This window comes from Citrobacter sp. Cpo015, assembly GCF_030333035.1.
Classification (GTDB): Bacteria; Pseudomonadota; Gammaproteobacteria; order Enterobacterales; family Enterobacteriaceae; genus Citrobacter; species Citrobacter portucalensis.
The window spans coordinates 160180-185713 of sequence record NZ_JAOWGS010000039.1 but is presented as its reverse complement, the minus strand read 5'-3'; the positions used below and the strand labels follow the sequence as shown (position 1 = coordinate 185713).

The following is a 25534-nucleotide window of genomic DNA, read 5'->3' as shown; positions in this document are numbered from 1 at the left end:
TCGGTTCAGGCCATATTGGTCAGAATGTTGCCTTTCTGATGGCGTGTTCAAGGTCGTTAATAATATCTTCTGGATCTTCAAGACCCACAGAAAGACGGATAAGCCCGTCGGTAATACCTGCTTTGAGCCGTTCCTCAGGTGCAACGGGCGAATGTGTCATAGACGCTGGGTGCTGAATGAGGGTTTCGGTATCACCGAGACTGACCGCGAGGAGGCACAATTCTACAGAATTGATCATCCGCCTACCAGCCTCGAGGCCGCCGGCGATTTCGAAGCTGATAATTCCACCTGGCAGGCTCATTTGCCGCTGGCCCAGCTCATACTGCGGATGCGAAGTCAGGCCAGGATAATACACCCGAGTAATAGATGGATGCCCTTCGAGGAAGCGGGCGATTTTCAGCGCATTTTCACAGTGGCGTTCCATACGAATGCCCAGCGTTTTAACGCCGCGCAGTGTTAACCACGCATTGAAAGGACTCATGCAGCCGCCGGTGATATCTTTCAGGCCTACAAACCGCGCCTGGTCGATAAACTCCTGCTTACCAACAATGATGCCGCCAATCACATCCCCGTGACCGTTGATATATTTGGTGACGCTGTGAACCACAATATCCGCGCCCAGTTGCAAAGGCTGCTGACAGTACGGCGACATAAAGGTGTTATCCACCACCAGCAATGCGCCCTGTTGATGGGCGATACCGGCAACCGTCTCAATGTCGACCAGCGACAGCGTTGGGTTGGCGGGCGTTTCGATATACACAACTTTGGTTTCTGGTCGCATGGCGGCGCGGATTTCTTCAGGCTTTGCCGCGTCGACAAAGCTGACGTTAATCCCAAACTTCGGCATGCTGTGCGACAAAAACGCATGGGTGCAGCCGTAAATCGCGCTGGCGGAAACGATATGGTCACCCTGCTGGCAAAGCGTCAACAGCGTTGTGGTGATAGCAGAAATACCGGACGCGGTTGCCAACCCGGCTTCACCTCTTTCCAGTACAGCCAGCTTTTTCTCCAGCGCATCGGTGGTGGGGTTACCCAAGCGGGTGTAAATGTACCCGGACTCTTCGAGCGCAAAGCGGGCGGCACCTTGTTCGGCGCTGTCAAAAACAAACGTTGAGGTCTGGAAAATAGGCGTACTAAGCGCGCCAGTTGAAGGGTCGGGTTGTTGCCCCGCGTGAACGATCTGGGTGTTGAATCCGTAAGTACGACAGTCAGACATGATATCTCCTTTAATTCGGAACAGAACAGCTCACAGTCAAATAGCAATCGCTGTGCCAGAAAATGAACTGATAGATATCAATGTGTTATGTTTTTGTCTGAACTAATGGTCGGCAGGAATATTGCCAACTGGAAAGAATCTTTCCAGCGTGCTGGTAAGAAAATGGGTGAATTGCGAGGCGCTACGCAGAGCGCAATATTGCGCAGTGATATGGCAAGTGGGCTGCCGTAGAATCAGCGGCAAGCCGGGAATTCCCGGTGAGGCGCAATGTTGCGGGGGCTTGATCCCCGGCGGCATCGGTTGCTGGAAAGAGAAAACCCCCGCACGTTGTTCGGTATAAACCTGGCAACAAAACGGGGGCTGACTTGAACCTGAACAACTCAAGGATAGCCGTGAACAGTTGCCATTGCAACACAGGCGGCTATATGACGCTCGCACAGTTAGGCGTGGCCTTCTGGCACGATTTAGCGGCTCCAATCATCGCTGGCACCATTGCCAGCCTGATTGTGAGCTGGCTGCGTAACAGAAAGTAATGCGCTTTGTAGGCGTCTGCCTGCCGTGATGGCAACATGCGCCCGAACCAGGCCGCAGGGGGCGACCTTGCGGCCTTTTTCGGCTTAAATGCAGATAAATCTCGTCGCCAGGTGCCTATCCTGTCGCGATAATGCACGCTGGGAAGTTTTCAGATACCGCCTCTCTTAATACCGCTACGATCGGGTATACTCTGACGGCAGTTTCGTCTATCCGTGGAGAGTCAGTTTGCGTGTCAGTCGCTCGTTAACAATTAAGCAGATGGCAATGGTTGCGGCCGTTGTTATGGTGTTCGTTTTTATTTTTTGCACCGTTTTGTTGTTCCATCTGGTCCAGCAAAACCGCTATAACACGGCTACGCAACTGGAAAGTATCGCTCGCTCCGTCCGTGAGCCTCTGTCGGACACTATCCTGAAAGGGGATATTCCCGAAGCGGAAGCCATTTTAAAAAGTATTCGGCCAGCGGGTGTAGTCAGTCGCGCCGATGTGGTGCTGCCCAATCAGTTTCAGGCGTTGCGGATGAGCTTTATCCCTGAACGCCCCGTTCCTGTTACGGTGACTCGCCTGTTTGAGCTTCCGGTACAAATTTCGCTGCCGATCTATTCTCTTGAGCGTTCAGCTAACCCGCAACCGCTGGCGTATCTGGTGCTGCAGGCGGATTCGTACCGCATGTACAAATTCGTGATGAGTACGCTCTCTACGTTAGTGACCATTTACTTACTTTTGTCGTTAATACTGACCGTCGCCATCTCCTGGTGCATTAACCGCTTGATTGTGCACCCCTTACGTAAAATTGCTCGTGAGCTGAACGACATCCAACAGCAGGATCTGATTGGCTATCAACTGGCATTGCCGCGTCTACATCAGGATGATGAGATTGGTATGCTGGTGCGTAGCTACAATCTTAATCAGCAGTTGATTCAGCGACATAGCGAAGAGCAAAGCGACTTTGCAATGCGTTTCCCGGTTTCTGAACTGCCCAATAAGTCGTTTTTAATGGGGTTGCTGGAGCAGGTTGTTACCCGCCAGCAGACGACGGCGCTGATGATTGTCACCTGCGAAACCTTACGTGATACCGCGGGTGTGTTAACTGAAACTCAGCGGGAAATCCTGTTGCTTACGCTGGTCGAAAAACTCAAATCGGTATTAGCCCCCAGGATGGTGCTTTCCCAGGTGAGTGGCTATGACTTCGCCATCATCGCCCATGGCGTAAAAGAACCCTGGCACGCTATTACTCTAGGTCAGCAAGTACTCACTATCGTTAACGAGCGATTACCTATTCAGGGTATTCAACTGCGTCCTACCTGCAACATTGGGGTAGCGATGTTCTATGGTGATTTGACCGCAGAACAGCTTTACCGCCGCGCCCTGTCGGCCGTGTTAACCTCGCGCCATAAGGGTAAAAATCAAATTCAGTTCTTTGATCCGTTACAGATGGAAGAGGCGCAGCAGCGTTTGACGGAAGAGAACGATATTCTCAGCGCGCTGGATAACCAGCAGTTCGCGCTTTGGATGCAGCCGCAGGTGGAAATGTCCAGCGGTAAGGTATTGAGCGCAGAAGCATTATTGCGGATGCAGCAGCCGGATGGAAGCTGGGAGCTGCCCGAAGGGTTAATCGACAGGATTGAGTCCTGCGGCCTGATGGTGACGGTTGGTTACTGGGTGTTGGAAGAGACGTGTCGCCAGCTGTCAGCGTGGCAGGAACGGGGTCTGATGCTGCCGCTGTCGGTGAATTTGTCCGCACTACAGCTGATGCACCCGAGTATGGTCTCGGACCTGCTGGAGTTGTTAAACCGCTATCGTATCAAGCCTGGTACGTTGATCCTGGAAGTGACTGAAAGCCGACATATCGATGATCCCCACGCCGCGGTGGTCATTTTGCGCCCATTGCGTAATGCGGGAGTACGTATCGCACTGGATGACTTTGGCATGGGGTATGCGGGCCTGCGACAGCTGCAGCACATGAAGTCGCTACCGGTGGATGTCCTCAAAATCGATAAGATGTTTGTCGACGGAGTACCTGAGGATTGCAGCATGATCTCCGCCATCATTCAGTTGGCCCACAGCCTTAATTTGCAGATGATCGCCGAAGGTGTCGAAACCGAAGCGCAGCGTGAATGGCTATCACAAGCCGGGGTGGAAGTGGCACAAGGGTTCCTGTTTGCCAGACCGGTTCCGGCAAATATCTTCGAAGAACGTTATCTGGCGCCGGAAAGCGCTGATTACAAAAGTTAAAAAAGGTCTCGCTTGTGCGAGCCAGCTCAAAATTTTTAACATTTTTGTATCAATTATGATCCAGGTACATTTCTGTCAAGTTGTGTGGGTGTTACTTTAAGGCCGCAGGTTAAACAAAACCTTACAAGACCTGTGGTTTTTACTTTAAGGACACCCTATGAAAACCTCTATATTCAAAAGCCTTTACTTTCAGGTCCTGACAGCGATTGCCATTGGTATTCTCCTTGGCCATTACTACCCTGAATTAGGCGCCCAAATGAAACCGCTTGGTGATGCCTTCGTTAAGCTCATCAAGATGGTCATCGCACCTGTCATCTTCTGTACTGTCGTTACCGGCATTGCAGGCATGGAAAGTATGAAAGCTGTAGGCCGCACCGGTGCGGTTGCACTGCTTTATTTTGAAGTGGTCAGTACGATTGCGCTGATCATCGGTCTTATCATTGTTAACGTGGTGCAACCCGGTGCCGGGATGAACGTCGATCCGGCGACGCTGGATGCCAAAGCGGTTGCGATTTACGCCGAACAGGCAAAAGACCAGGGGATCGTAGGTTTCCTGATGGATATTATCCCGGCGAGCGTCATTGGCGCGTTTGCCAGCGGTAACATCCTGCAGGTATTGCTGTTTGCAGTAATGTTTGGTTTTGCGCTGCATCGTCTGGGCAGCAAGGGCCAGATGATTTTCAACGTGATTGAAAGTTTCTCGCAGGTTATTTTCGGCATCATCAATATGATCATGCGCCTGGCGCCTATCGGTGCTTTCGGTGCTATGGCCTTTACCATCGGTAAATATGGCGTCGGAACGCTGGTGCAACTGGGTCAGCTAATCATCTGCTTCTACATCACCTGTATTCTGTTTGTGGTGCTGGTGCTGGGTTCAATTGCGCGCGCAACCGGCTTCAGTATCTTTAAATTCATCCGCTATATCCGTGAAGAGCTGCTGATCGTTCTAGGTACTTCTTCTTCCGAGTCTGCGCTGCCGCGTATGCTCGATAAGATGGAAAAACTGGGCTGTCGGAAGTCGGTTGTCGGATTGGTTATACCCACGGGCTACTCGTTTAACCTTGATGGGACATCAATCTATCTGACGATGGCGGCGGTGTTTATCGCTCAGGCGACCAACAGCCACATGGATATCTTCCATCAGATAACCCTGTTGGTGGTGCTCCTGCTCTCCTCAAAAGGTGCAGCGGGTGTGACCGGGAGTGGCTTCATTGTTCTGGCCGCGACTATCTCTGCGGTGGGGCATTTACCGGTTGCAGGCCTGGCACTGATTCTTGGTATTGACCGCTTCATGTCTGAAGCCCGTGCGCTGACCAACCTGATTGGTAACGGTGTTGCAACTGTCGTTGTGGCTAAATGGGTGAAAGAATTGGATACCAAAAAGCTGGATGACACGCTGAATAATCGTGCGCCGGATGGCAAAACGCACGATTTATCCTCTTAATCTCGTCACTTATGCCCGTAGTCCCTTCCAGGACTGCGGGCGTTTGCGCATAATTACCCCCTGTGCCTGAAACCGTCGATTCGGCGGCTCGGGATTTTTTCACTTCTTCCGTGACATTTTTATGTTCTCGCGGTCTAACACGAAGTGTTTTTAACGTCATATTCAGAGAGTCCTTTCGAGGGCTGTCTTTTTATTTCCAGGATAGTTGATCAGGGGTTCACATGCAGGGCACAAAAATTCGACTTTTAGCGGGCGGCTTGCTGATGATGGCCACTGCCGGCTATGTGCAGGCAGATGCGCTCCAGCCTGATCCAGCGTGGCAACAGGGCACGCTGGCAAATGGTTTACAGTGGCAAGTGTTAGCCACTCCCCAGCGTCCGAGCGACCGTATTGAGGTTCGCCTGCTGGTCAATACCGGTTCACTCACCGAAAGTGCGCAACAGAGTGGTTTCAGCCATGCGATCCCGCGTATCGCGCTGACGCAAAGCGGTGGCCTCGATGCCACGCAAGCCCGTTCACTGTGGCAGCAGGGGTTCGATCCCAAACGTCCCATGCCGCCGGTTATCGTTTCCTATGATTCAACGCTGTATAACCTCAGTTTGCCTAACAGCCGTAACGACCTACTGAAAGAGTCACTTTCTTATCTGGCAAATATCTCCGGTAAACTGAGCATCACCTCTGAAACGGTCAATCATGCGCTGAATAGCGAAGATATGGTTGCAACCTGGCCGTCAGATACCAAAGAAGGGTGGTGGCGTTACCGTCTGAAGGGATCGACCCTGCTGGGGCACGATCCCGCCGATCCGCTGAAAACGCCGGTAGACGCGTCGAAAATTCAGTCTTTCTACCAGAAATGGTATACCCCGGACGCGATGACGCTGATCATCGTCGGTAACGTTGATGCACGCAGCGTAGCTGAGCAAATCAATAAAACCTTTGGCGAGTTAAAAGGAAAACGCGAAACGCCTGCACCGGTTCCCACGCTCTCTCCGCTGCGAGCAGAAGCCGTGAGTATTATGACCGATGCGGTACGCCAGGATCGCCTGTCTATTATGTGGGATACGCCGTGGCAGCCGATCCGTGAATCTGCCGCGCTGTTACGTTACTGGCGCGCTGATTTAGCTCGTGAGGCGCTGTTCTGGCACATTCAGCAAGAGCTAACCAAAAACAATGCCAAAGACATTGGCCTCGGATTTGACTGCCGGGTGCTGTTCCTGCGCGCGCAGTGCGCGATTAACGTGGAGTCGCCGAACGATAAGCTGAACGCCAATCTGGGTACGGTTGCGCGTGAGCTGGCGAAAGTGCGTGATAAGGGACTGCCGGAAGAAGAGTTCAATGCGCTGGTAGCGCAAAAGAATCTGGAACTGCAGAAGCTGTTTGCCACCTATGGTCGTACCGATACCGATATTTTGATCAGCCAGCGTTTGCGCTCGCTGCAAAATCAGGTGGTGGATATTGCGCCTGAACAGTACCAGCGTTTACGCCAGAGCTTCCTCAACAGCCTGAGCGTTGAGATGCTGAATCAGGACCTGCGTCAGCAGCTGTCGCAAGATATGGCGTTAATTCTGCTGCAGCCGAAGGGTGAACCTGAATTCAATATGAAGGATCTGCAGGCGACGTGGGATAGCATTATGGCGCCCGTTACCGCAGCGGCAACGTCTGTTGAAACGGATGAATCACACCCTGAAGTGACGGATATCCCGCCTGTACAGTAAAGGGTATCGTAACCTGTAAGCCGGGCAAGTGAAGCGCTCCCGGCTTACCCAGTGCCGGATGCGGCGTTAACGCCTTATCCGGCCTACAGGAACAATAAATTATTGCGGCATGGCGTCGCGGGGGATAATCGCCCCACGATGCTGAATGACGGTGCTTGCCGTCAGGTGGCCGCGTTTTGCGGCTTCGGCGGCATCGCCACCGGTCAGACGGACCGCCAGATACCCGGCGCTGAAGGAGTCTCCGGCCGCAGTGGTATCGATCACTTTCTCTTTCGGCAATTTAACGGCCGGAACGTCGATCAGTTCTTCGCCTGCAATGGAAACCAGGCAAGAGTCTGCGCCGCGCTTCACTACCACTTCCTGAACGCCAGCAGCGTGAGTACGGGCAATCACCTCGGTAACGGGTTTTTCACCCCACAGTGCGTCTTCATCGTCCAGCGTAAGGAATGCGATATTGGTGCATTCCAGCATCTGCTGATACACCTGCTGGGTTTCTTCTTTGCTGCTCCACAGACGTGGGCGGTAGTTATTGTCAAAAATGACCTTTCCGCCGTTGGCACGGCATTCACGCAGCAAAGACAGCAGCTTGTCACGGCTTGCCGGGCTTAAAATCGCCAGGCTGATTCCGCTCAGATATAAGTAGTCAAATGTCGCCAGCTCTTCGCAAATCGCGGCAGACTGATCGCTCTCCAGCCAGAATTTTGCGGCGGCTTCATTACGCCAGTAATAGAAGGTGCGCTCGCCAGTGCTGTCGGTCTCAATGTAGTAGAGACCCGGCAGGCGGTTTTCCATGCGTTGGATTAATGAGGTATCTACGTTTTCACCCTGCCAGGACTCCAGCATTTGTTGGCTAAAACTGTCGGTACCCAGTGCAGTCACATAGTGTACGGAAAGTGCCGCCGCATCGACCTGACGGGCGATATAAACGGATGTATTCAACGTGTCGCCACCGAATCCGCGCTGAACGTCAGCGCCTTTCTGTGACAGCTCAATCATGCATTCGCCAATCACGGCAATCTTTCTGGACATAGTCGTAACCTGCTCTGAAAAAAATTAGCGTTAGTGTGCGCTGTGGGTGTTAAGTGGTCAACTATATTAAAACATCGTTCCATTATTTTTTTGAGCCAGCACGTGTTCTGCGTTGTTTTTGCCGCTTAGTTTTTATTTTTGCGCACAGCTGAACGTAAAGTTCTTCGTCTGAGCGCCGATAACCTTTGACGAGTCCGGTCAGTCACACTCTTATTTACAGGACATCTCAGATGATAAAGCAGGTTACCCAGCAGCTCATTACGCCCGATGCGAGTATTGAAAGCTTGCTGGAAAGACGCTATTGGCTGCAGTGCGAGCGTGCTTACACCTACCAGCCAATTTACCAGACCAACGGACGGCTGATGGCCGTTGAGCTGCTGACCGTCGTGAGCCATCCTGATAACCCTTCCCAACGTATTGCACCAGACCGCTATTTTGCTGAAGTGGCTGTACGGCATCGTGTTGATGTAGTGAAAGAGCAACTTCTGCAGCTTGAGCTGAAAGGGGGCTTTTTCAGAGCCAACAACCTGCTGGCTTCAGTGAATGTCGATGGACCAACACTCATTGCGATGCGTCAGGATCCCGAAATCCTGAAAATAATTGAAGGCCTGCCGTGGCTGCGTTTTGAGCTGGTGGAACATATCCGCTTGCCGAAGGGGTCGTCGTTCGCCTCAATGTGCGAGTTCGGCCCGCTCTGGCTGGATGACTTTGGTACCGGAATGGCGAACTTCTCGGCGCTTAGTGAAGTGAGTTATGACTATATCAAAGTGGCGCGGGATCTGTTCGTCATGCTGCGCAAGACGCCGGAGGGACGTAATCTCTTCACACTACTATTACAGCTCATGAACCGCTATTGCCGCGGTGTCATTGTCGAAGGCGTTGAAACGCTGGAAGAGTGGCGCGATGTGCAAAACTCACCGGCTTTCGCTGCGCAAGGCTATTTTCTCTCTCGTCCAGTGCCTCTGGATACGCTTGAAGAGGTGATCCTGTCGCTTTGATGAGGGCGTAGTGCACCTCCTTTTCATCCTGCTGGACTATCTTTAGGACAGGCAAGGAAGGAAGTAACGAGGTTAGACATGACGAGAACAGGTAAAATAACCACTTCAGTAATAGGGGTTTTCTTGTTGTTGATCGTCGTACTCATCATTGTGATTGCGACATTTGACTGGAACCGGCTCAAACCGACCATCAACCAGAAAGTCTCTACAGAACTCAACCGGCCCTTTGCTATACGGGGTGACCTGGGCGTGGTTTGGGAACGCCAGAAGCAGGAAACTGGCTGGCGTAGCTGGGTTCCTTGGCCGCATGTTCATGCTGAAGATATTATCCTCGGCAACCCGCCAGATATTCCTGACGTCACCATGGTGCATCTGCCGCGTGTTGAAGCTACGCTCGCCCCGCTGGCACTGCTGACAAAAACCGTCTGGCTCCCGTGGGTCAAGCTGGTCAAACCCGATGCGCGGCTGATCCGCCTGTCGGAGAAAAACAATAACTGGACCTTTAACTTAGCTGGGGACGAAAACCGCGATCCTGATGCGCCGCCATCAGCATGGTCTTTCCGGCTGGATAACATTCTGTTCGACCAGGGACGTATCGCCATTAACGATAAGGTGACGAAGTCGGAGATTGAAATCCTGGTCGATCCGCTGGGTAAACCGTTACCCTTTAGCGAAGTGACCGGCGCAAAAGGTAAAGAGAGCAACGCCCGCGTCGAGGACTACGTGTTTGGGCTGAAAGCGCAAGGACGATATAACGGCGAACCGCTAAGCGGTAGCGGAAAAATAGGTGGAATGCTGGCGCTGCGTGGCGAAGATACGCCTTTCCCGATTCAGGCTGATTTCCGTTCGGGCAATACGCGCGTAGCGTTTATCGGCACGATAAACGATCCGATGAATATGGGCGGGGCGGATCTGCGGCTTAAATTCTCGGGAGATTCGCTAGGGGATTTGTACGATTTGACCGGCGTACTGCTCCCGGATACGCCGCCGTTTGAAACCGACGGACGTCTGGTGGCGAAAATTGACCCGGAAAAATCCTCTGTTTTTGATTATCGCGATTTCAATGGCCGCATTGGCGACAGCGATATTCACGGAACGCTGGCCTATACCACCGGTAAGCCGCGACCCATGCTGAAGGGCGATGTGGAATCACGCCAGCTGAGGCTGGCCGATTTGGGGCCGCTGATCGGGGTGGATTCAGGCAAAGGGGCGGAACGGGCAAAACAATCTGAACAGCGCAAAGGTGAGAAGAGCATTCAGCCAGCGGACAAGGTCTTGCCGTATGACCGTTTTGAAACCGATAAATGGAACGTGATGGACGCTGACGTGCGTTTCAAAGGACGGCGTATTGAGCATGGCAGTAGCCTGCCGATCAGCGATCTCTCCACTCATATCATCCTGAAAAATGCTGACCTGCGCCTGCAACCGCTGAAATTTGGTCTTGCGGGAGGCAGCATTGTCTCCAGCATCCATCTGGAAGGGGATAAAAAGCCGATGCGGGGGCAGGCGGATATTCAGGCGCGGCGGCTGAAGCTAAAAGCGCTGATGCCCGATGTGGAACTGATGCAGAAAACGCTCGGTGAAATGAACGGGGACGCCCGGTTTAGCGGAAGTGGAAACTCGGTAGCGGCGCTGCTGGGTAACAGCAATGGCAACCTGAAACTGCTGATGAATGACGGCTTGATCAGCCGGAATCTGATGGAAATTGTGGGCTTGAATCTGGGGAACTATCTTGTCGGGCAGATATTTGGTGATGACGAAGTGCGGGTGAACTGCGCGGCGGCGAATCTGGATATTGTTAACGGCGTGGCGCGTCCGCAGATTTTTGCTTTCGACACGGAAAACGCAGTGATCAATGTCACTGGTACGGCGAGCTTTGCGTCGGAGCAACTTGATTTAACCATCGATCCGGAGAGCAAAGGGATTCGTATTATTACTCTGCGTTCGCCGCTGTATGTTCGCGGCACATTTAAGAATCCGCGGGCTGGCGTGAAGGCCGGACCGCTGATTGCGCGCGGTGCGGTTGCTGCCGCATTAGCCACGTTAGTTACTCCCGCGGCAGCCTTGTTGGCGCTGATTTCGCCTTCAGAGGGTGACGCGAATCAGTGCCGGACGATCCTGTCGCAGATGAAGAAGTGATGTCTGGCCGGATGTTTATCCGGCCTGGATTTCATGCTCAACCCAGGCCGGATAAGGTGGTTACACCGCATCCGGCAAAAGAATTACAACGACTGATGGCGGGTTTCGTGGGTCAACAGCAGTGCAATCAGCGTCAATGCCGCCATCGATGCCAGATACGTACCAACAGCCGCCAGACCATAATTCGCCTGCAACCATGCAGCGATGTATGGGGCAACCGATGCGCCGAGAATCGACGAAACGTTGTATGAGAACGACGCCCCCGTGTAGCGCACTTCGGTCGGGAACAGCTCCGGCAGCAGTGCGCCCATCGGGCCAAATGTCAGACCCATCAGGCTTAAGCCCAGCAACAGGAAGGCGAACACCAGCACCGGATTGCCAGAGCCGAGCAGCGGTTTAAAGGCAAACAGCGCAAACAGAATGATCAGCGTGGTGATGATGAGCATGCTCTTGCGGCGACCAAACGCATCGGCCAGCAGGCCCGCCACCGGCACCATGACGCCAAAACCAATGACCGCCATCATCAGCATCCACAACACTTCATTACGCGGTAGGCCAAGCCCTACAGGCGCTGCGGCGGTACTGAACGTCATCGAATAGACGGTCATGATATAGAACAGCGTATAGGTCGCCAGCATGATGAACGTGCCGAGGATCGTCACGCGAACATGTTTTGTCAGTAGAGTACCCAGCGGGATTTTCACCTGTTTTTTCGCCGCGGCTACTTTGGCGAAAACCGGGGATTCATGCAATGAAACGCGGACGTACAGACCGATAATCACCAGCACCGCGGAGAAGATGAACGGTACGCGCCAGCCCCAGCTCATGAACTGTTCGTCGGTCAGCAGCCAGGAGAGCAGCAGAAAGGTACCGTTGGCGAAGAAGAAACCGATAGGCGCGCCCAGCTGCGGAAATGATCCGTACAGCGCGCGTTTGCGCGGTGGCGCGTTTTCCGTCGCCAGCAACGCTGCGCCGCCCCATTCACCGCCCAGACCTAAACCCTGACCAAAACGCGCCAGCGCCAGCAGCAGTGGGGCGAAAATGCCGATAGTTTCATAGCCCGGCAGCAGGCCAATGACGACTGTCGAGATCCCCATGGTAAGCAGTGAAGCAACCAGCGTGACTTTACGGCCGACGCGATCGCCGAAATGTCCGAACACCGCGGAACCGATTGGTCGGGCCACAAAGGCGATAGCAAAAGTGGCGAGGGATTGTAGCGTAGCCGCGGTCGGATCCCCCTGCGGGAAGAAGATATGGGGAAACACGATCACCGCGGCGGTGGCGTAAATATAGAAGTCGAAGAACTCAATGGCGGTGCCAATGAGCGAGGCGACGACAACTTTATTGCGCGAGTTGACCGGGGTGTGTTCCTGTTCGTTGTCGAGTGTTGTGGCTGTTGCTTGCATAATATTTTCTTATTTTTGGCCGAACGAAAGGTCATATTACGCACAGCAAAAGAGACATTTCAATCTGTAACAAACTTTGAGATCGGTCAAAAATGGAGCAAAAAGGGGATAATTTTTAGGCTTGAGATTTCACTTCCATGAAATGCTTCACACAATTTAAAACTTGGATGATAAAACTGGTTTTTGGTTAAATAAAAGTTACGGGTTGGATTTATTCACTAAATCAGTGAGAACAGGCGGCATTATAATTGCCGGATGGGGCTGCGCTTATCCGGCCTACAAAACTCTCCCGTAGGCCAGATCAGCGCAGCGCCATCCGGCCAGTTAACAAAGATTAGCGGTGTGTTTTCCCCGGCATACGCGGGTCGTCTTTGTATTCCGCCGTGGCAATCCAGGCTGCGCAAAACAGGGTCAGACGAGCGAAGAAGTAGAAGAACGCCATCAGTCCAAGCACGGAACCAAATGCCGCGCCTGACGGCGACTGTACCAGTGATGGCAGCGTATACGTCATGATCATTTTGATGACTTCAAACCCCAGCGCCGCGATAAAGGTACCTCGAATGAGCGCTTTCTTACGCGGTCGGTGACGCGGTAGCCGCCAGAAAATCCAGAAGAACAGCAAGTAGTTGGCGAAAATAGAGATGGTCAGGCCGATCAGCCGCCAGGCGGGCTTCAGCCATTCGATGCCGTCGAGATACAGCGCAGAGATAATCATCTGCTGGGCGGAACCGGCGATAGAGGTAATGGACAGAGTAACAATCAGTGCAACCAGTAAGCCAATCAAGGAAACAAAATCACGCAGATATTTGACCCAAATTTTTTCCTGATCCTGCGGCGTACGTTCCCAAACATCCCGCGACTGGGCACGAATCGCTTCGCGCAGGTTCCCCATCCAGTTAATGCCGGAATAGAGCGCGATACCCAGCCCAACCAAACCTACGGTCGTACGCTGCTGAACGGCGGTATTGATGGTGTTTTTCAGCGTAGAGGCGAGCGTCGGATCGCTGACGTTCAGCAGAATCTCGCTGAAGATATCCTGCAACAGCGTAGGGTGCGAAGCGAGAATAAAACCCGCGGCGGCAAACGACACCATCAGGATTGGGATCATCGACAGAAACGAGAAGTAGGTAATGGCGGCACCAAACTGATTTCCCATACGATCGTTAAACCGCTCTGCGGCACGAATAAGATGGGCGATGATGGGCTGGCGTTGAATTTTATCGGCGAAGGTCAGCGCGGTTTTCAGCGCCTGGTTCGCTTTAGCGTTTTTCTCCGGCGCGGCGGAGGCTGGTTTATGTTCTGGCGTAGGGTGTTTTGCGTCTTGTTCCTGCGTCATCCGATCGGTTGTCCTTATTTTGTTCACTCATGACATTATAGCCTGCTCAGGGGCGCATCCTGAAAAATGGACTAATCCACATAGTCTTTCATCACGCCAGTCAGCCATTCCATAAACAGATGTACCCGGCGGGAGAGGTTGCGCCGATGCGGATAAAGCAAAGAGACTGGCATTGGCTCGGCGCGATATTGCGGCAACACTTCGACCAGCGTACCGGCGCGCAGGGCATCACGCACGCCAACGCGCGGCACCTGAATAATGCCCAGACCGGCAAGGCATGCCGCGTGATAGGTTTCGGTACTGTTTACCGTTAGCATGCCGCCGGTTTTAACCCATTGCGTGCCGTTTTCTGTCGCCACTTCGAAACCTTGCGCACGCGTTCCCAAATTGACCGAGTAATGCACCACTGCATGCGAGGCAAGATCCTCCAGATTTTCCGGATAACCAAAGCGGGCGAGGTATTGCGGGCTGGCGCAGTTAATCTGCGTGAGTTTCCCCAGCGGGCGCGCAATCAGCCCTGAATCTTTCAGCGTACCCACGCGTACCACACAGTCGAAACCTTCGCGGATCAAATCCACCAGACGGTCGCTGCTGCTGAGTTCGAGTTCCAGGCCCGGATACTGATGCAAAAAGCTCGGTAAGCGGGGCATCACCAGGTTTCTTGCTACACCGACCGGCATATCAACGCGCAGCTTGCCGCTGATGCTGGACGGATCGTGATGGAACAACCCATCCAGCTCATCCAGATTACTCAACAGATCTTTCGCGCGTTCGTAATAGATCATGCCGTCTTGCGTGAGCTGAACGCGGCGTGTTGTGCGGTGCAACAACTGCGTGCCCAGATGATTTTCCAGAGCCTGGATCTGGCGCGATACGCTACCTTTAGGAAGTCCGAGGGTGTCTGCGGCACGCGAAAAGCTCTCCAGTTCTGCGACGCGGATGAACAACTGCATTGCGTGAATTTTATCCATTCTCATGCCCTATTGTTGTTCTAAATGAAACAGTAATGCGCAGTTAGCAGTATTTATTGTTCTTCTATCACCTAATAAGCTTTGTCTCAATCTTCACAACACCTGAAATGAGGTTTCTTATGACGCAACGTATCGCATTGGTGACTGGCGGCGGCCGTGGACTCGGTAAAAACGCGGCGCTGAAGCTAGCGAGTAAAGGAATCGGTATTATCCTGACGTGGAACAGCAATGAAAAAGAAGCGCAGCAGGTTGTGGATGAAATACGCCAATCTGGCGGTAAAGCGGCGGCATTACCGTTGAATGTCGGTGATATTTCTACATTCCCTCAGTTTGTTCAACAGGTGCAGGGAACGTTACAAACGCAGTGGCAAAGTAACGTGTTTGATTATTTATTGAACAATGCCGGAATCGGCATTAACGCACCGTATCCGGCATTTACTGAAGCGCAATTTGACCAACTTTTGAACATCCATTTTAAGGGCCCCTTTTTCCTGACGCAGAGCCTGCTACCGCTGATGAATAAAGGTGGTCGCATCCTCAATGTCTCGACCGGGCTTGCCCGCTTTGCGCTACCGGGTTACAGCGCATACGCAGCCATGAAAGGTGCGATGGAAGTGTTAACCCGTTATCAGGCAAAAGAGCTGGGAGAGCGCGGCATAACGGCGAATATTATTGCGCCAGGCGCAATAGAAACGGATTTTAGCGGCGGAAATGTGCGGGATAATGCGCAATTGAATGCGTACATTGCATCGCAAACGGCGCTGGGACGCGTTGGTTTGCCGGATGATATCGGCGATGCCATTGCTGCGCTGCTTAGCGATGAACTGGCCTGGATGACGGCACAGCGTATCGAGGTATCCGGCGGAATGTTCCTGTAAACCCATAAGGTGCTTATTCAACAGGTCACGGCATGCGTTGAATAAGCACTTAATGCTAGATTGTATTTTGTAACAGATTTATCCATTGTCGTAGATATCTTATTTTTAGCTAAAAATATAAAATCATATTAATTAATATTCATTGTCTTATCATGAGCGTCGAATATTAAGACTTTCCCTAATTTTCGAACCTGTTTTTGCTCCTTTGTATGATCCTTCGGGTTGAGCTGTAACTATTCATAACTTCTGCTTCTTTCTTCTCCGTCTATCGGTAAAATGGCCCCCCGCCAAATGGTGACTTCTTATTTTACCCTATGGGTAATACCCTTCCGCATGTTAAGGCTAATATCCTATTCGGATGGAGATAAATAATGCAGGTAGTAATGTTTGACAGGCAGTCAATATTTATTCATGGAATGAATGTAAGTTTGCAGCAACGTATTCCAGGAGTGGATGTTCAGGGTGTCAGTCAGGCAGATGAACTTTGGCTGACGCTGGAAGATAAACCCGAGGCATTAGTTATATTGGACGGCGACCTTGATGCTGAGTTCTGCTGTAGCTTGCTGCAACAGATAGCAGAGCGCTTTGCGATGGTGAAGGTGCTGGTGACCGCAACGGACTGCCGTAAAAAATGGCTGCAAGAGGTCACTAAACTGAACGTGCTGGCCATTGTTCCGCGCGATTCTGACGCGGAAACCTTTACGCTGGCCCTCAATAGCGTCGCGATGGGTATGATGTTTATCCCCAGAGACTGCATAACCGCTACCGAAAGCGGTGGGCAAAATATCAGATTGCTCAGCGCACGTCAGCGGGAGATTTTGACCATGCTGGCCGCCGGAGAATCTAATAAACAAATTGGTCGACTGTTAAATATCAGTACCGGAACGGTAAAAGCCCATCTTGAATCGTTGTACCAGCGCCTGGAGGTAAAAAACCGTACGCAGGCGGCAATGATGTTAAACAACACCATTTACTAGGAACATATTTCACAGTCAGAATGTTTCTGGCTGTGAAATAGACACTAGCCAGATATTTTTAGCGCAAAATTGGGTAATTCCCACGCTGAATATCCACGAAATTAATACTTCCAGCTGAAACCTGTCTTTTATTTGCGTCATTTCCTTATGGATGAATGCCTCGCAGATACTCATATCTGCGAGCAGTAATGTTTCTGCCTGCATCACCGTAATTGGGGTATCAAAGGATTCATTGGCGGAGATTTCGTGCCCGTAGCCAATGACCCAGATGCCTTTTTTGTCCTGATACTTTTCCAGCGACAGGCCCTGCCATTGCTTAATAAATGCAATACAAGCGGGCGTGAAATGCGTCGAACGCAGCGGCATAATCATCTCTGTGCAAAGAGACCTATTCTAAAAAAAACACGCCGTTACGCTAGTTGCCTGACAGCCAGTATTTACCGCAAAACGACCTATGCCGTGGGCGGCTGATATTCCTGTTTTAACAGACCAAAAATCCAGTCATCGTGCCAGGTTTGATGTAGCCAGTAGCTTGCGCGTAGCGTGCCTTCATGAATGAACCCGACCTTTTCCAACAGACGCCGTGAGGCTTCGTTTCCTGCGGTGACACAGGCGGTTAGCCGCCGCAGACCGCCGCTGGCAAAAGCGTATTCACACACGGCATGCAGAGATTCAGCGCCATAACCTTTACCCTGTGCCTGTGGGGCGAGCAGAAAGCCAACCTCGGCACATTCATTGTTATTCTGAATATATCCGGTCACACCAAGCGGTGCTCCCGATGTCTTATCGCACAGGAGCAGACATAGCCAGTGTGGGCTGCCGGGATACCATTCAGGCAGGCGGGAGTCGAAGGCTGTCCGTATTTCCTCTTCAGTACGTGCGTCAGCGACAAAACGCATCACATCTGGGTTCTGCTGTAGCATTAAGAAGAACGTCCAGTCATTTTCTGTCAGTGGGCGGCAGAGCAGACGTGATGTTTGCAGTACAGGCACAGGCTTATCTCCAGAATAATTTTCAATGATTGTGCGGAAGTCACTGTAAAACTTATTTATTTGCTATATGAATGTGTTCTAGTCTACATCGGCACAACGTTGCGTTTAAAAAAGATAATTACATACCATGGTGAGGCCGCACGTTTTGGGTCCTTTTAGGGAAGATGATGACCAATAGCGCGTTACAAGCGACATGTACACCCTTTGAACATTGTCTGGGGATTATCCGCCAGGCGTCGGTAGAAATATTACTGCTGCTAGGCGTACATGCCGCAGAAGGCAAAGACCCACGGTGGTTTCTCGAGCAACTGGATCAGGCACGACTGAATCTGGGCGGCTGGGGGGCTGTCGCCAGACGGTTGCAGATGAATGATGCGCAATTGAGCCAGTTCACTCTGCGGCTACGTCATCTTCAACAGAGTGTACCCCAATATGAAAATGGCCAGGACGTCAGTGAAAACCAGCTGATTTCAGCGCTGCGCTTTGTGGCTTCTCTGGAACAATTACGCCAGCAACAGCCCATCCTGAAGTATCAAACCGAAATTGCACCTGTGGAGCCGGATGCTCAGATGCGGGCGCAGCGTCAACTTCGCGCAATAGAATTAACCCTCAAATCTCTGATTGCACGGGTATGGCCGGATCAACATCCTCTCAACAGCTTTCTGAAACAGCACTTTGGTGGTGAACGTCTGCGTCGCTGGCTAAAGTTGGGCGAAGGACGAGATGCGCTGGACGGTATGATGTTTAGCGAGCTGGCGCTGATGGTCGTCGATAAGAAATTATTCGTTCGCCACTTTACGCAGATTTTTAACGATACCTCAGTGCTCATGTCATTTGTTGAGCCGCGCATCACGCTACGCATGTTTTTGGATGATTGCCGCCTGGCTCGTAACTGCGTTATCGCGCAGCAGCCGCTGACGTCAGTACAACTGATGTTGCTGGACTACCAGTACCGACAGATAACTCATCCTGTGCAACGGGCATTTGAAGAACGGCGTACGCGCATTAATCCTGCGTCGTATCTGGAATCTGATGAGGCCATGGTCCGCCAGTTTTGGGAAACAGCAAAGCAAAAAGACGAGCAAGCGGGAGGCGATAAGCATGAAATCGCAGACAGTATTGATCCGCCGGAAAAGCGAGCCAAGCGCACGGCGGAAGAACGTGAACATCTGATTTCCGGCATGTTGTGGATAGCGGTCGGCGTGATGGTGCTGGCGATTTCGCTGGGTGCGTTCTGGTTATTCACTTCGCCAGCGCCACAGGCGTCTTCCGGACAATCCGTTGAAATTGTGCAGGAGGAACCGCGACGCGATGCCCCCAGCGCACGGGAGGCGGTGACCAGAATGGGCATCACCTGGGATGCCTTTAACATGCGGGCGGCTATCGATCGCAATGACACCCGCGTGACGTCACTGTTCCTGCAGGGCGGGATGGACTGGAAGCTGGCGTGGACGGAGCAGGCGTTTTCGGCGGGCAATACTGAGGTGTTGAGACTGCTGCTGCGTTACCCTTCGCAGATGGATGAAAGCAAACCATGCCGACAGTTTATGACTACGCTCAGCCATGCGATGTCGAATGGGGCATCGCTCACTTCGCTGCATAAAAGTTATCTGCAAAGTTTTTGTTCCGTGCCTGCGGTCGTTGCGCGTCAGCAATATGATCTTGAGCAGGCTGAGCTGCGTGTTCGCGCCCAGCCAAGCCCTGAGAACAAGAAATGGCAGAAAATTCACGCCGAGCTGTACGATGCGATTAACTGAAAGCCTGATGACTCAGACCGTCAGCTGCTAGGGTTCGCCATACAAACCGATGAGTCGGCGTACCACGCCATTGGTCCAGCCAAAGCCGTCCTGCAACGGATATTCCCCTCCGCCGCCTTCGCGCGGCGCGGCGTCAGCTATGTGGTATTTTTCGATAAGTTTGTGGTGTTCCTGATAAAAGAGATTCACCGTTTTCAACCAGTTACGGGCAATTTCATCCCCGAGATGGTCGTCACCGTACAGTTTGAAGCCCTGGATCGCCATCCACTGCAGCGGCGCCCAGCCGTTGGGTTTATCCCATTGCTCACCGGTTTCATGCTCCGTGGCTAAAATGCCACCGGGCGTGAGCAGGCGACTGCGAACTGCGTTAGCAAGCCGATCGGCTTGTTCATGCGTTGCCATACCGACATACAGCGGCACAATACTGGCGGCAGAGAACAGGGCCATTTGTTCGCGCCGCCAGTCGTAATCGCGATAGCAGCCGTTTTCATCGTCCCAGAGATAGCGGTTTACCGCATCACGACGATCGCTGGCTTTCTGGCGAAACAGTGCTTCCGTTTCTTTGTCACCTTTTAGCGCGGAAATATTGGCGATAGTGCTTTCCAGCTTGTAGAGGAATGCGTTCAGGTCAATTGGGATGAACTGCGTGGTGCGTATGCTGGCAAGGCGGCCTGCGTCGCGCAGCCAGCGCGATGAATAATCCCAGCCAGAAGCCGCGCCCGCGCGTAAATCCCGATACACTTCATTGGGCGGGCGACCCGAATGCTTGGCGGTCTCGACGTCTTCAAGCCATGATTCATCGCGTGGCGTATCACGATCGTCCCAATAGCGGTTAAGTAGAGAGCCGTCCGACATTCTGATCACGTGGCGGTAGGCCTGGTTGAGTACCAGGGAATCGGCGCCATCCATCCAGAACGCGTACTCCATTTTTAGATGATCAAGGTAACGACGCGCGCCGCGTACACCATCTTCTTCAAACAGCTCCACCATCAGGGCAAAAACGGGCGGCTGTGAGCGACTCAGATAGTAAGTACGGTTGCCGTTCGGGATGTGACCATAGTTTTCAATCATCCAGGCAAAGTTATCTGCCATACATTTCAGCAGATCTTCGCGGCCGCTCTCTGCCAGACCCAGCATGGTAAAGTAGGAATCCCAGTAGTATGTTTCGCTAAAACGCCCGCCTGGCACAATGTATGACTGCGGTAACGCCAGCAGCGAGGACCAGGGAATGTGATCCTGCGGCTCGCGCGTCAGCACCGGCCACAGTTGATCGATATGTTCTTTCAGCGAACTTTCCGGGTCAGAAACGTATTCGCTGGAGGGCGTTTCCGGGAGCCAGAAATGGTTCTCGATGAAGCGTCGCAGATCGAAGTCCCGATGGCGTTTAACCTTACGATAGCGAATTAAAATATCGAGCGGGTCCATTTTGGGCGCACAATCTGGGAAGGTTTTACTATCCGCAAACAGTTTGGATGACTGGACGTGTTCGAACAGTTCGAGATAACGATCGGCAGGAGTTAACGCATCTGAAGCGGGAAGCCCTTCAATCATCTCCGGCTCAGGCTCCGCCTCAATCATTTCATCCAGCTTTAACTCGCACGGATCCATTTCATAAAGCAGATCGATGTCGATCGTCATTTCTTCAGAAGGGGCGTGGGGTAGTTTCTGGTTGAGCATAATGAGAAAGACCTCCGATGGACGTTGAAAGATGAAGGCTATTGCCCGGTCGTCAGTTAAGCGTAGACATTCGCTTCGGTGTCGGGTGAGTAAAGCGTGCGGTTGATCACGTTTTAATGCTGAGCAAAATTTAAAGAATCAGACTATCCCAATGAAAATAATGGATAATTCAAAGTTCTGCATAATCTGAATATATTCCATTTTCAGAGCATTCGATTGCAACGAGGTGTGAACAGAGAAAGGTAACGTCTTATCTCTATAATAGGCGCAGGCTATTCTATTGATAGTTCTCCTCCATGTAATTGCTTGATACTTATCAAAATAGTAATCCCCTTATTTCCTATGATGGTCAGGTCTGACAAAGACTGTGCATTAATTATTCTAATTTTTCTGGGTCACAATAACTCACAACGGTGAGGGTAAAATAATGAAAATCATTACCCGTCTTACCGCGATTGCCATAGCTGGCATCGTGATTTGTTATTTTGGATTATCCGGTTATGTGTGGTATCACGATAATCAACGTAGCAAACAGGCTGATGTTCAGGCCTCTACGCTGGAAGAAAATAATAAGGTATTAGGATTTTTACGCGAAAAAGGATGCGATTATTGTCACACGCCTTCAGCTGAATTACCTTTCTATTCTTCTTTTCCTGTCGCTAAGCAGTTGATGAATTATGATATTCAACTGGGATACAAATCATTCAATCTTGAAGCCGTTCGTGCGGCGCTGGTCGCAGATAAACCCGTTTCGCAAAGCGACCTGAATAAAATTGAATGGGTGATGCAGTACGACACCATGCCGCCAACGCGATATACCGCGCTGCACTGGGCCGGGAAGGTCAGCGATACGGAGCGAGCCGAGATCCTGGGCTGGATTGCGAAACAGCGTGAGCAGTATTACGCCAGTAACGATACCGCCGCGCAGCATCGTAATGAACCGGTACAGCCGATACCAGAAAGCATCCCAACCGATGCCCGCAAAGTAGTGCTTGGCTTTACGCTTTACCACGACCCGCGTATTTCCGGCGACAGCACGATTTCTTGCGCGCATTGCCACGCCCTGAATGCAGGCGGCGTGGATGGCCGGAAAACGTCGATCGGCGTAGGCGGCGCTGTTGGCCCGATTAATGCGCCGACGGTGTTTAACTCGGTCTTCAACGTTGAACAATTCTGGGATGGTCGTGCGCCAACATTGCAGGCGCAGGCAGGCGGCCCGCCGTTGAACCCTATCGAAATGGCATCTAAATCCTGGGACGAAATTATCCAGAAACTGGATAAAGATCCGCAATTGAAGCAGGAGTTTATTGCGGTTTATCCGCAGGGATTCAGCGGGGATAATATTACCGATGCGATTGCTGAGTTTGAGAAAACGCTAATTACGCCAAATTCGCCGTTTGATAAATGGCTACGCGGCGATGAAGCGGCGTTAACTGCTCAGCAGAAACATGGCTATCAATTGTTTAAAGATAATAAGTGTGCGACCTGTCATGGCGGTATTATTTTAGGCGGGCGCTCATTTGAGCCATTGGGGTTGAAAAAGGACTTTAATTTCGGTGAGGTCACTGCCGCAGATATTGGCCGCATGAACGTCACTAATGAATTACGTGACAAGCTGCGTCAAAAAGTCCCGGGCTTGCGTAACGTTGCGCTGACCGCGCCTTATTTCCATCGCGGTGATGTGCCTACGCTCGATGGTGCGGTAAAACTGATGCTGCGTTATCAGGTGGGTAAAGAACTGCCGCAGGAAGATATCGACGATATCGTGGCGTTCCTCGAAAGCTTAAACGGCGTGTATACGCCATATATGCAGGGTAAATAAGAGAAAACCGGATGGCAAAGCACCATCCGGTTTATTTATTGCTTAACGCATGGTAACGAATTCTTCTGCCGCCGTTGGGTGAATCGCAACGGTGTTATCAAAGTCTTTCTTGGTTGCGCCCATTTTCAGCGCGACCGCGAAGCCTTGCAGCATTTCATCCATTCCAAAACCAATACCGTGAATACCGACAATTTTCTCTTCCGGACCGACGCAAACCAGCTTCATGCGGCATGGCTGACGGTGTGTGGTGACAGCGGTATACATTGCGGTAAATGATGATTTATACACTTTCACCTGGTCATCGCCGTGCTGTTCGCGAGCCTGCTGCTCGGTCAGGCCCACGGTGCCAATTGGCGGGTGGCTGAAGACCACGGTCGGGATGTTGTTGTAGTCCAGATGCTCGTCCGGCTTGTTGTTAAACAGACGCTCGGAAAGGCGACGGCCCGCGGCAACGGCAACCGGCGTCAGCTCAACGGCACCGGTATTGTCGCCGACGGCATAAATACCCGGCACGCTGGTGTTCTGGAATTTATCAACGACGATGTAGCCTTTTTCGTTGGTTTTCACGCCGGTAACAGCCAGATTGAAGTTGTCCGTTTCTGGCTCACGACCAATCGCCCAAATCAGGCAGTCTACCGTTTCGCTACGACCATCTTCCAGTTGCAGGGTCAGGCTGCCGTCAGCGTTTTTAACAACCGATTTTGGAATCGCGTGAGTATGCAGAGTCGGGCCTTCGGCGTTCATCACCTCAACCAGCGTGTCGACGATCATCGGATCAAAGCTACGCAGCGGCGCGTGTTTGCGTACGAACAGGTGCGTTTGGGCACCCAGGCCGTTAATCACACCAGCCAGCTCAACGGCAATGTAGCCTGCACCAACAACAGCCACGCGTTCTGGTAACGCTGGCAGCTCAAAGAAACCATTAGAATCAATACCGTATTCCGCGCCAGGGACAGCCGGGCGACTCGGGCGACCACCAGTGGCAATCAAAATATGATCGGCAGTGATGATTTCACCATTCACTTCAACGGTTTTTGCATCAACGAAGCGCGCAAAACCTTTAATCACATCGACATTATTTTTGCCCAGCACGTTGTCGTACGAGGTATGAATACGATCGATATAAGCGGTACGCGTGGCGATCAGTTTATCCCAGTCGAACTTATTGATGGTGGTGTCGAAACCGTAATCCGGACCGTACATGTGGATCGCTTCGCGGACCTGTGCGGCATGCCACATCACTTTCTTCGGTACGCAGCCAACGTTAACGCAGGTGCCGCCTAACTCTTTGGCTTCAATCAGTGCGCATTTTTGACCGTACATTGCTGCACGGTTAATGGAGGCAATACCGCCGCTGCCGCCGCCAATAGCGATGTAATCATAGTGCTTGGTCATGACCGCTCCTTTATGTTCATTGTAGGGCGGAGAAGCGTTACGCCATCCGCCAAAATATTCGCGATTGTATACCTGATATTAAAAGGTTCCACCGATGGCTGCGATTACTCCGGCACTATCCAGCTTACGGAAGTATGCCCGGTTCCTGTCGGGACCAGTTTGCTGTGTAGCCACGGCAGGACGTTGTTCATCTGCTGCTCCAGCTTCCACGGCGGGTTAATCACAATCATGCCGGATGCCGTCATGCCACGCTGATCGCTGTCCGGGCGTACTGCCAGCTCAATTTGCAGAATTTTGCGGATGCCGGTGTCTTCCAGGTCGTGGATCATGCGCTTGATTTGTTGGCGCAGAACCACCGGATACCACAACGCATAGGTGCCGGTCGCGAAACGTTTGTAGCCTTCGTTAATACCGGTCACTACTGCCTGGTAGTCGCTTTTGATTTCGTAGGGTGGATCGATAAGGATCAACCCACGACGGGAAACTGGCGGTAATTTTGCTTTCAGCTGCTGATAACCATCGGCTTTGGCCACGCGAGCGCGCTCATCTTTCTGGAATTCGCCGCGCAGCAGAGGGAAGTCGCTCGGGTGCAGTTCAGTTAATTGCAGACTGTCCTGTTCGCGCAGCAGCTGGCGAGCAATTAACGGAGAGCCCGGGTAGTAGCGCAGCTGACCGCTACGGTTGAAGTGCTGCACTACGCCAATGTAGGGTTCCAGTTCGGCAGGCAAATCGTCCTGCTGCCAGATACGGGCGATTCCTTCCAGGTATTCACCGGTGCGTTCGGCATGCTCACTGCTCAGCTGATAACGGCCAGCACCAGCATGGGTGTCCAGATAAAGAAACGGTTTTTCTTTCTCTTTGAGCGATTCAATGATCAGGCTCTGAACGGTGTGTTTAAGGACGTCGGCGTGGTTGCCTGCGTGATAACTGTGGCGATAACTGAGCATGGGTAATGAAATTCCGCTGAAATGACGATTTGCCACAGTTTACAGCAGATCGACACGGATTACCCGTAG

General features: G+C 52.1%; 20 protein-coding genes. 10 read left to right on the top strand and 10 right to left on the bottom strand.

Features of this window, described 5'->3' with window-relative positions; all coding sequences use genetic code 11:
- Positions 1-19: 19 nt before the first annotated feature.
- A complete protein-coding gene (gene megL / locus OGY67_RS22500) occupies positions 20-1216 on the bottom strand; it encodes a methionine gamma-lyase (protein WP_008786414.1) in 1197 nt (398 codons plus the stop codon).
- Positions 1217-1641: 425 nt separating this feature from the next.
- On the opposite strand from megL, the gene OGY67_RS22495 reads away from it, so the two are divergent.
- From OGY67_RS22495 to OGY67_RS22480, 4 genes are all read left to right on the top strand, one after another.
- Positions 1642-1749 (top strand): type I toxin-antitoxin system toxin Ldr family protein, encoded by a 108-nt coding sequence (locus OGY67_RS22495; protein WP_003827426.1) that lies wholly within the window; start codon positions 1642-1644, stop codon positions 1747-1749.
- Positions 1750-1975: 226 nt separating this feature from the next.
- Positions 1976-3982 carry a biofilm formation regulator HmsP gene (gene hmsP, locus OGY67_RS22490; RefSeq protein ID WP_071845232.1) on the top strand — a complete coding sequence of 669 codons (2007 nt, stop codon included), beginning with the start codon at positions 1976-1978 and terminating at the stop codon, positions 3980-3982.
- A 157-nt stretch (positions 3983-4139) separates the two neighbouring features.
- Positions 4140-5426: a C4-dicarboxylate transporter DctC gene (dctA, locus tag OGY67_RS22485; protein ID WP_008786411.1), complete on the top strand. Its 1287-nt coding sequence runs from the start codon at positions 4140-4142 to the stop codon at positions 5424-5426.
- Positions 5427-5647: 221 nt separating this feature from the next.
- Entirely contained in the window at positions 5648-7141 is a 1494-nt protein-coding gene (locus OGY67_RS22480) for a M16 family metallopeptidase (protein ID WP_032945317.1), read from the top strand.
- A gap of 99 nt (positions 7142-7240) precedes the next feature.
- On the opposite strand, the gene kdgK is transcribed toward OGY67_RS22480, so the two are convergent.
- A complete protein-coding gene (kdgK, locus tag OGY67_RS22475) occupies positions 7241-8170 on the bottom strand; it encodes a 2-dehydro-3-deoxygluconokinase (protein WP_286574545.1) in 930 nt (309 codons plus the stop codon).
- 230 nt (positions 8171-8400) lie between these two features.
- Here kdgK and pdeH point away from each other — a divergent pair, with 230 nt between their 5' ends.
- Both pdeH and OGY67_RS22465 read left to right on the top strand, forming a co-directional pair.
- Positions 8401-9168 carry a cyclic-guanylate-specific phosphodiesterase gene (gene pdeH, locus OGY67_RS22470; RefSeq protein WP_008786408.1) on the top strand — a complete coding sequence of 256 codons (768 nt, stop codon included), beginning with the start codon at positions 8401-8403 and terminating at the stop codon, positions 9166-9168.
- Between the two features lie 78 nt (positions 9169-9246).
- Positions 9247-11307, top strand: coding sequence for an AsmA family protein (locus OGY67_RS22465; protein ID WP_286574544.1), 2061 nt, complete (start codon positions 9247-9249; stop codon positions 11305-11307).
- Positions 11308-11390: 83 nt separating this feature from the next.
- Here the strand turns inward: OGY67_RS22465 and OGY67_RS22460 are convergent, their stop codons facing one another.
- From OGY67_RS22460 to OGY67_RS22450, 3 genes are all read right to left on the bottom strand, one after another.
- Positions 11391-12713, bottom strand: coding sequence for an MFS transporter (locus OGY67_RS22460; RefSeq protein WP_003023312.1), 1323 nt, complete (start codon positions 12711-12713; stop codon positions 11391-11393).
- 334 nt (positions 12714-13047) lie between these two features.
- Positions 13048-14049, bottom strand: a complete 1002-nt coding sequence (gene yhjD / locus OGY67_RS22455; RefSeq protein ID WP_286574543.1) for an inner membrane protein YhjD — start codon at positions 14047-14049, stop codon at positions 13048-13050.
- 71 nt (positions 14050-14120) lie between these two features.
- A complete protein-coding gene (locus OGY67_RS22450) occupies positions 14121-15020 on the bottom strand; it encodes a LysR family transcriptional regulator (RefSeq protein WP_008786405.1) in 900 nt (299 codons plus the stop codon).
- 119 nt (positions 15021-15139) lie between these two features.
- Between OGY67_RS22450 and OGY67_RS22445 the strand changes: the two genes are divergently transcribed.
- Positions 15140-15898, top strand: coding sequence for an SDR family NAD(P)-dependent oxidoreductase (locus OGY67_RS22445; protein WP_032945309.1), 759 nt, complete (start codon positions 15140-15142; stop codon positions 15896-15898).
- 371 nt (positions 15899-16269) lie between these two features.
- On the top strand, positions 16270-16875 hold the full coding sequence (locus OGY67_RS22440) for a helix-turn-helix transcriptional regulator (protein WP_003827446.1): 606 nt from the start codon (positions 16270-16272) through the stop codon (positions 16873-16875).
- A 15-nt stretch (positions 16876-16890) separates the two neighbouring features.
- Here the strand turns inward: OGY67_RS22440 and OGY67_RS22435 are convergent, their stop codons facing one another.
- Positions 16891-17241 carry a glycoside hydrolase family protein gene (locus OGY67_RS22435; protein WP_286574627.1) on the bottom strand — a complete coding sequence of 117 codons (351 nt, stop codon included), beginning with the start codon at positions 17239-17241 and terminating at the stop codon, positions 16891-16893.
- A gap of 86 nt (positions 17242-17327) precedes the next feature.
- Positions 17328-17867, bottom strand: a complete 540-nt coding sequence (locus OGY67_RS22430) for a GNAT family N-acetyltransferase (RefSeq protein ID WP_286574540.1) — start codon at positions 17865-17867, stop codon at positions 17328-17330.
- Positions 17868-18034: 167 nt separating this feature from the next.
- Between OGY67_RS22430 and OGY67_RS22425 the strand changes: the two genes are divergently transcribed.
- Positions 18035-19624 (top strand): STY4199 family HEPN domain-containing protein, encoded by a 1590-nt coding sequence (locus OGY67_RS22425; RefSeq protein WP_286574625.1) that lies wholly within the window; start codon positions 18035-18037, stop codon positions 19622-19624.
- 27 nt (positions 19625-19651) lie between these two features.
- On the opposite strand, the gene OGY67_RS22420 is transcribed toward OGY67_RS22425, so the two are convergent.
- Positions 19652-21301, bottom strand: coding sequence for an alpha,alpha-trehalase (locus tag OGY67_RS22420; protein ID WP_286574539.1), 1650 nt, complete (start codon positions 21299-21301; stop codon positions 19652-19654).
- Between the two features lie 427 nt (positions 21302-21728).
- Here OGY67_RS22420 and OGY67_RS22415 point away from each other — a divergent pair, with 427 nt between their 5' ends.
- Positions 21729-23123 (top strand): cytochrome-c peroxidase, encoded by a 1395-nt coding sequence (locus OGY67_RS22415; protein WP_286574529.1) that lies wholly within the window; start codon positions 21729-21731, stop codon positions 23121-23123.
- 42 nt (positions 23124-23165) lie between these two features.
- Here the strand turns inward: OGY67_RS22415 and gorA are convergent, their stop codons facing one another.
- Positions 23166-24518, bottom strand: coding sequence for a glutathione-disulfide reductase (gene gorA / locus OGY67_RS22410; protein WP_286574527.1), 1353 nt, complete (start codon positions 24516-24518; stop codon positions 23166-23168).
- A 104-nt stretch (positions 24519-24622) separates the two neighbouring features.
- Positions 24623-25465, bottom strand: coding sequence for a 23S rRNA (adenine(2030)-N(6))-methyltransferase RlmJ (locus OGY67_RS22405; RefSeq protein WP_003827459.1), 843 nt, complete (start codon positions 25463-25465; stop codon positions 24623-24625).
- Between the last annotated feature and the right edge of the window lie 69 nt (positions 25466-25534).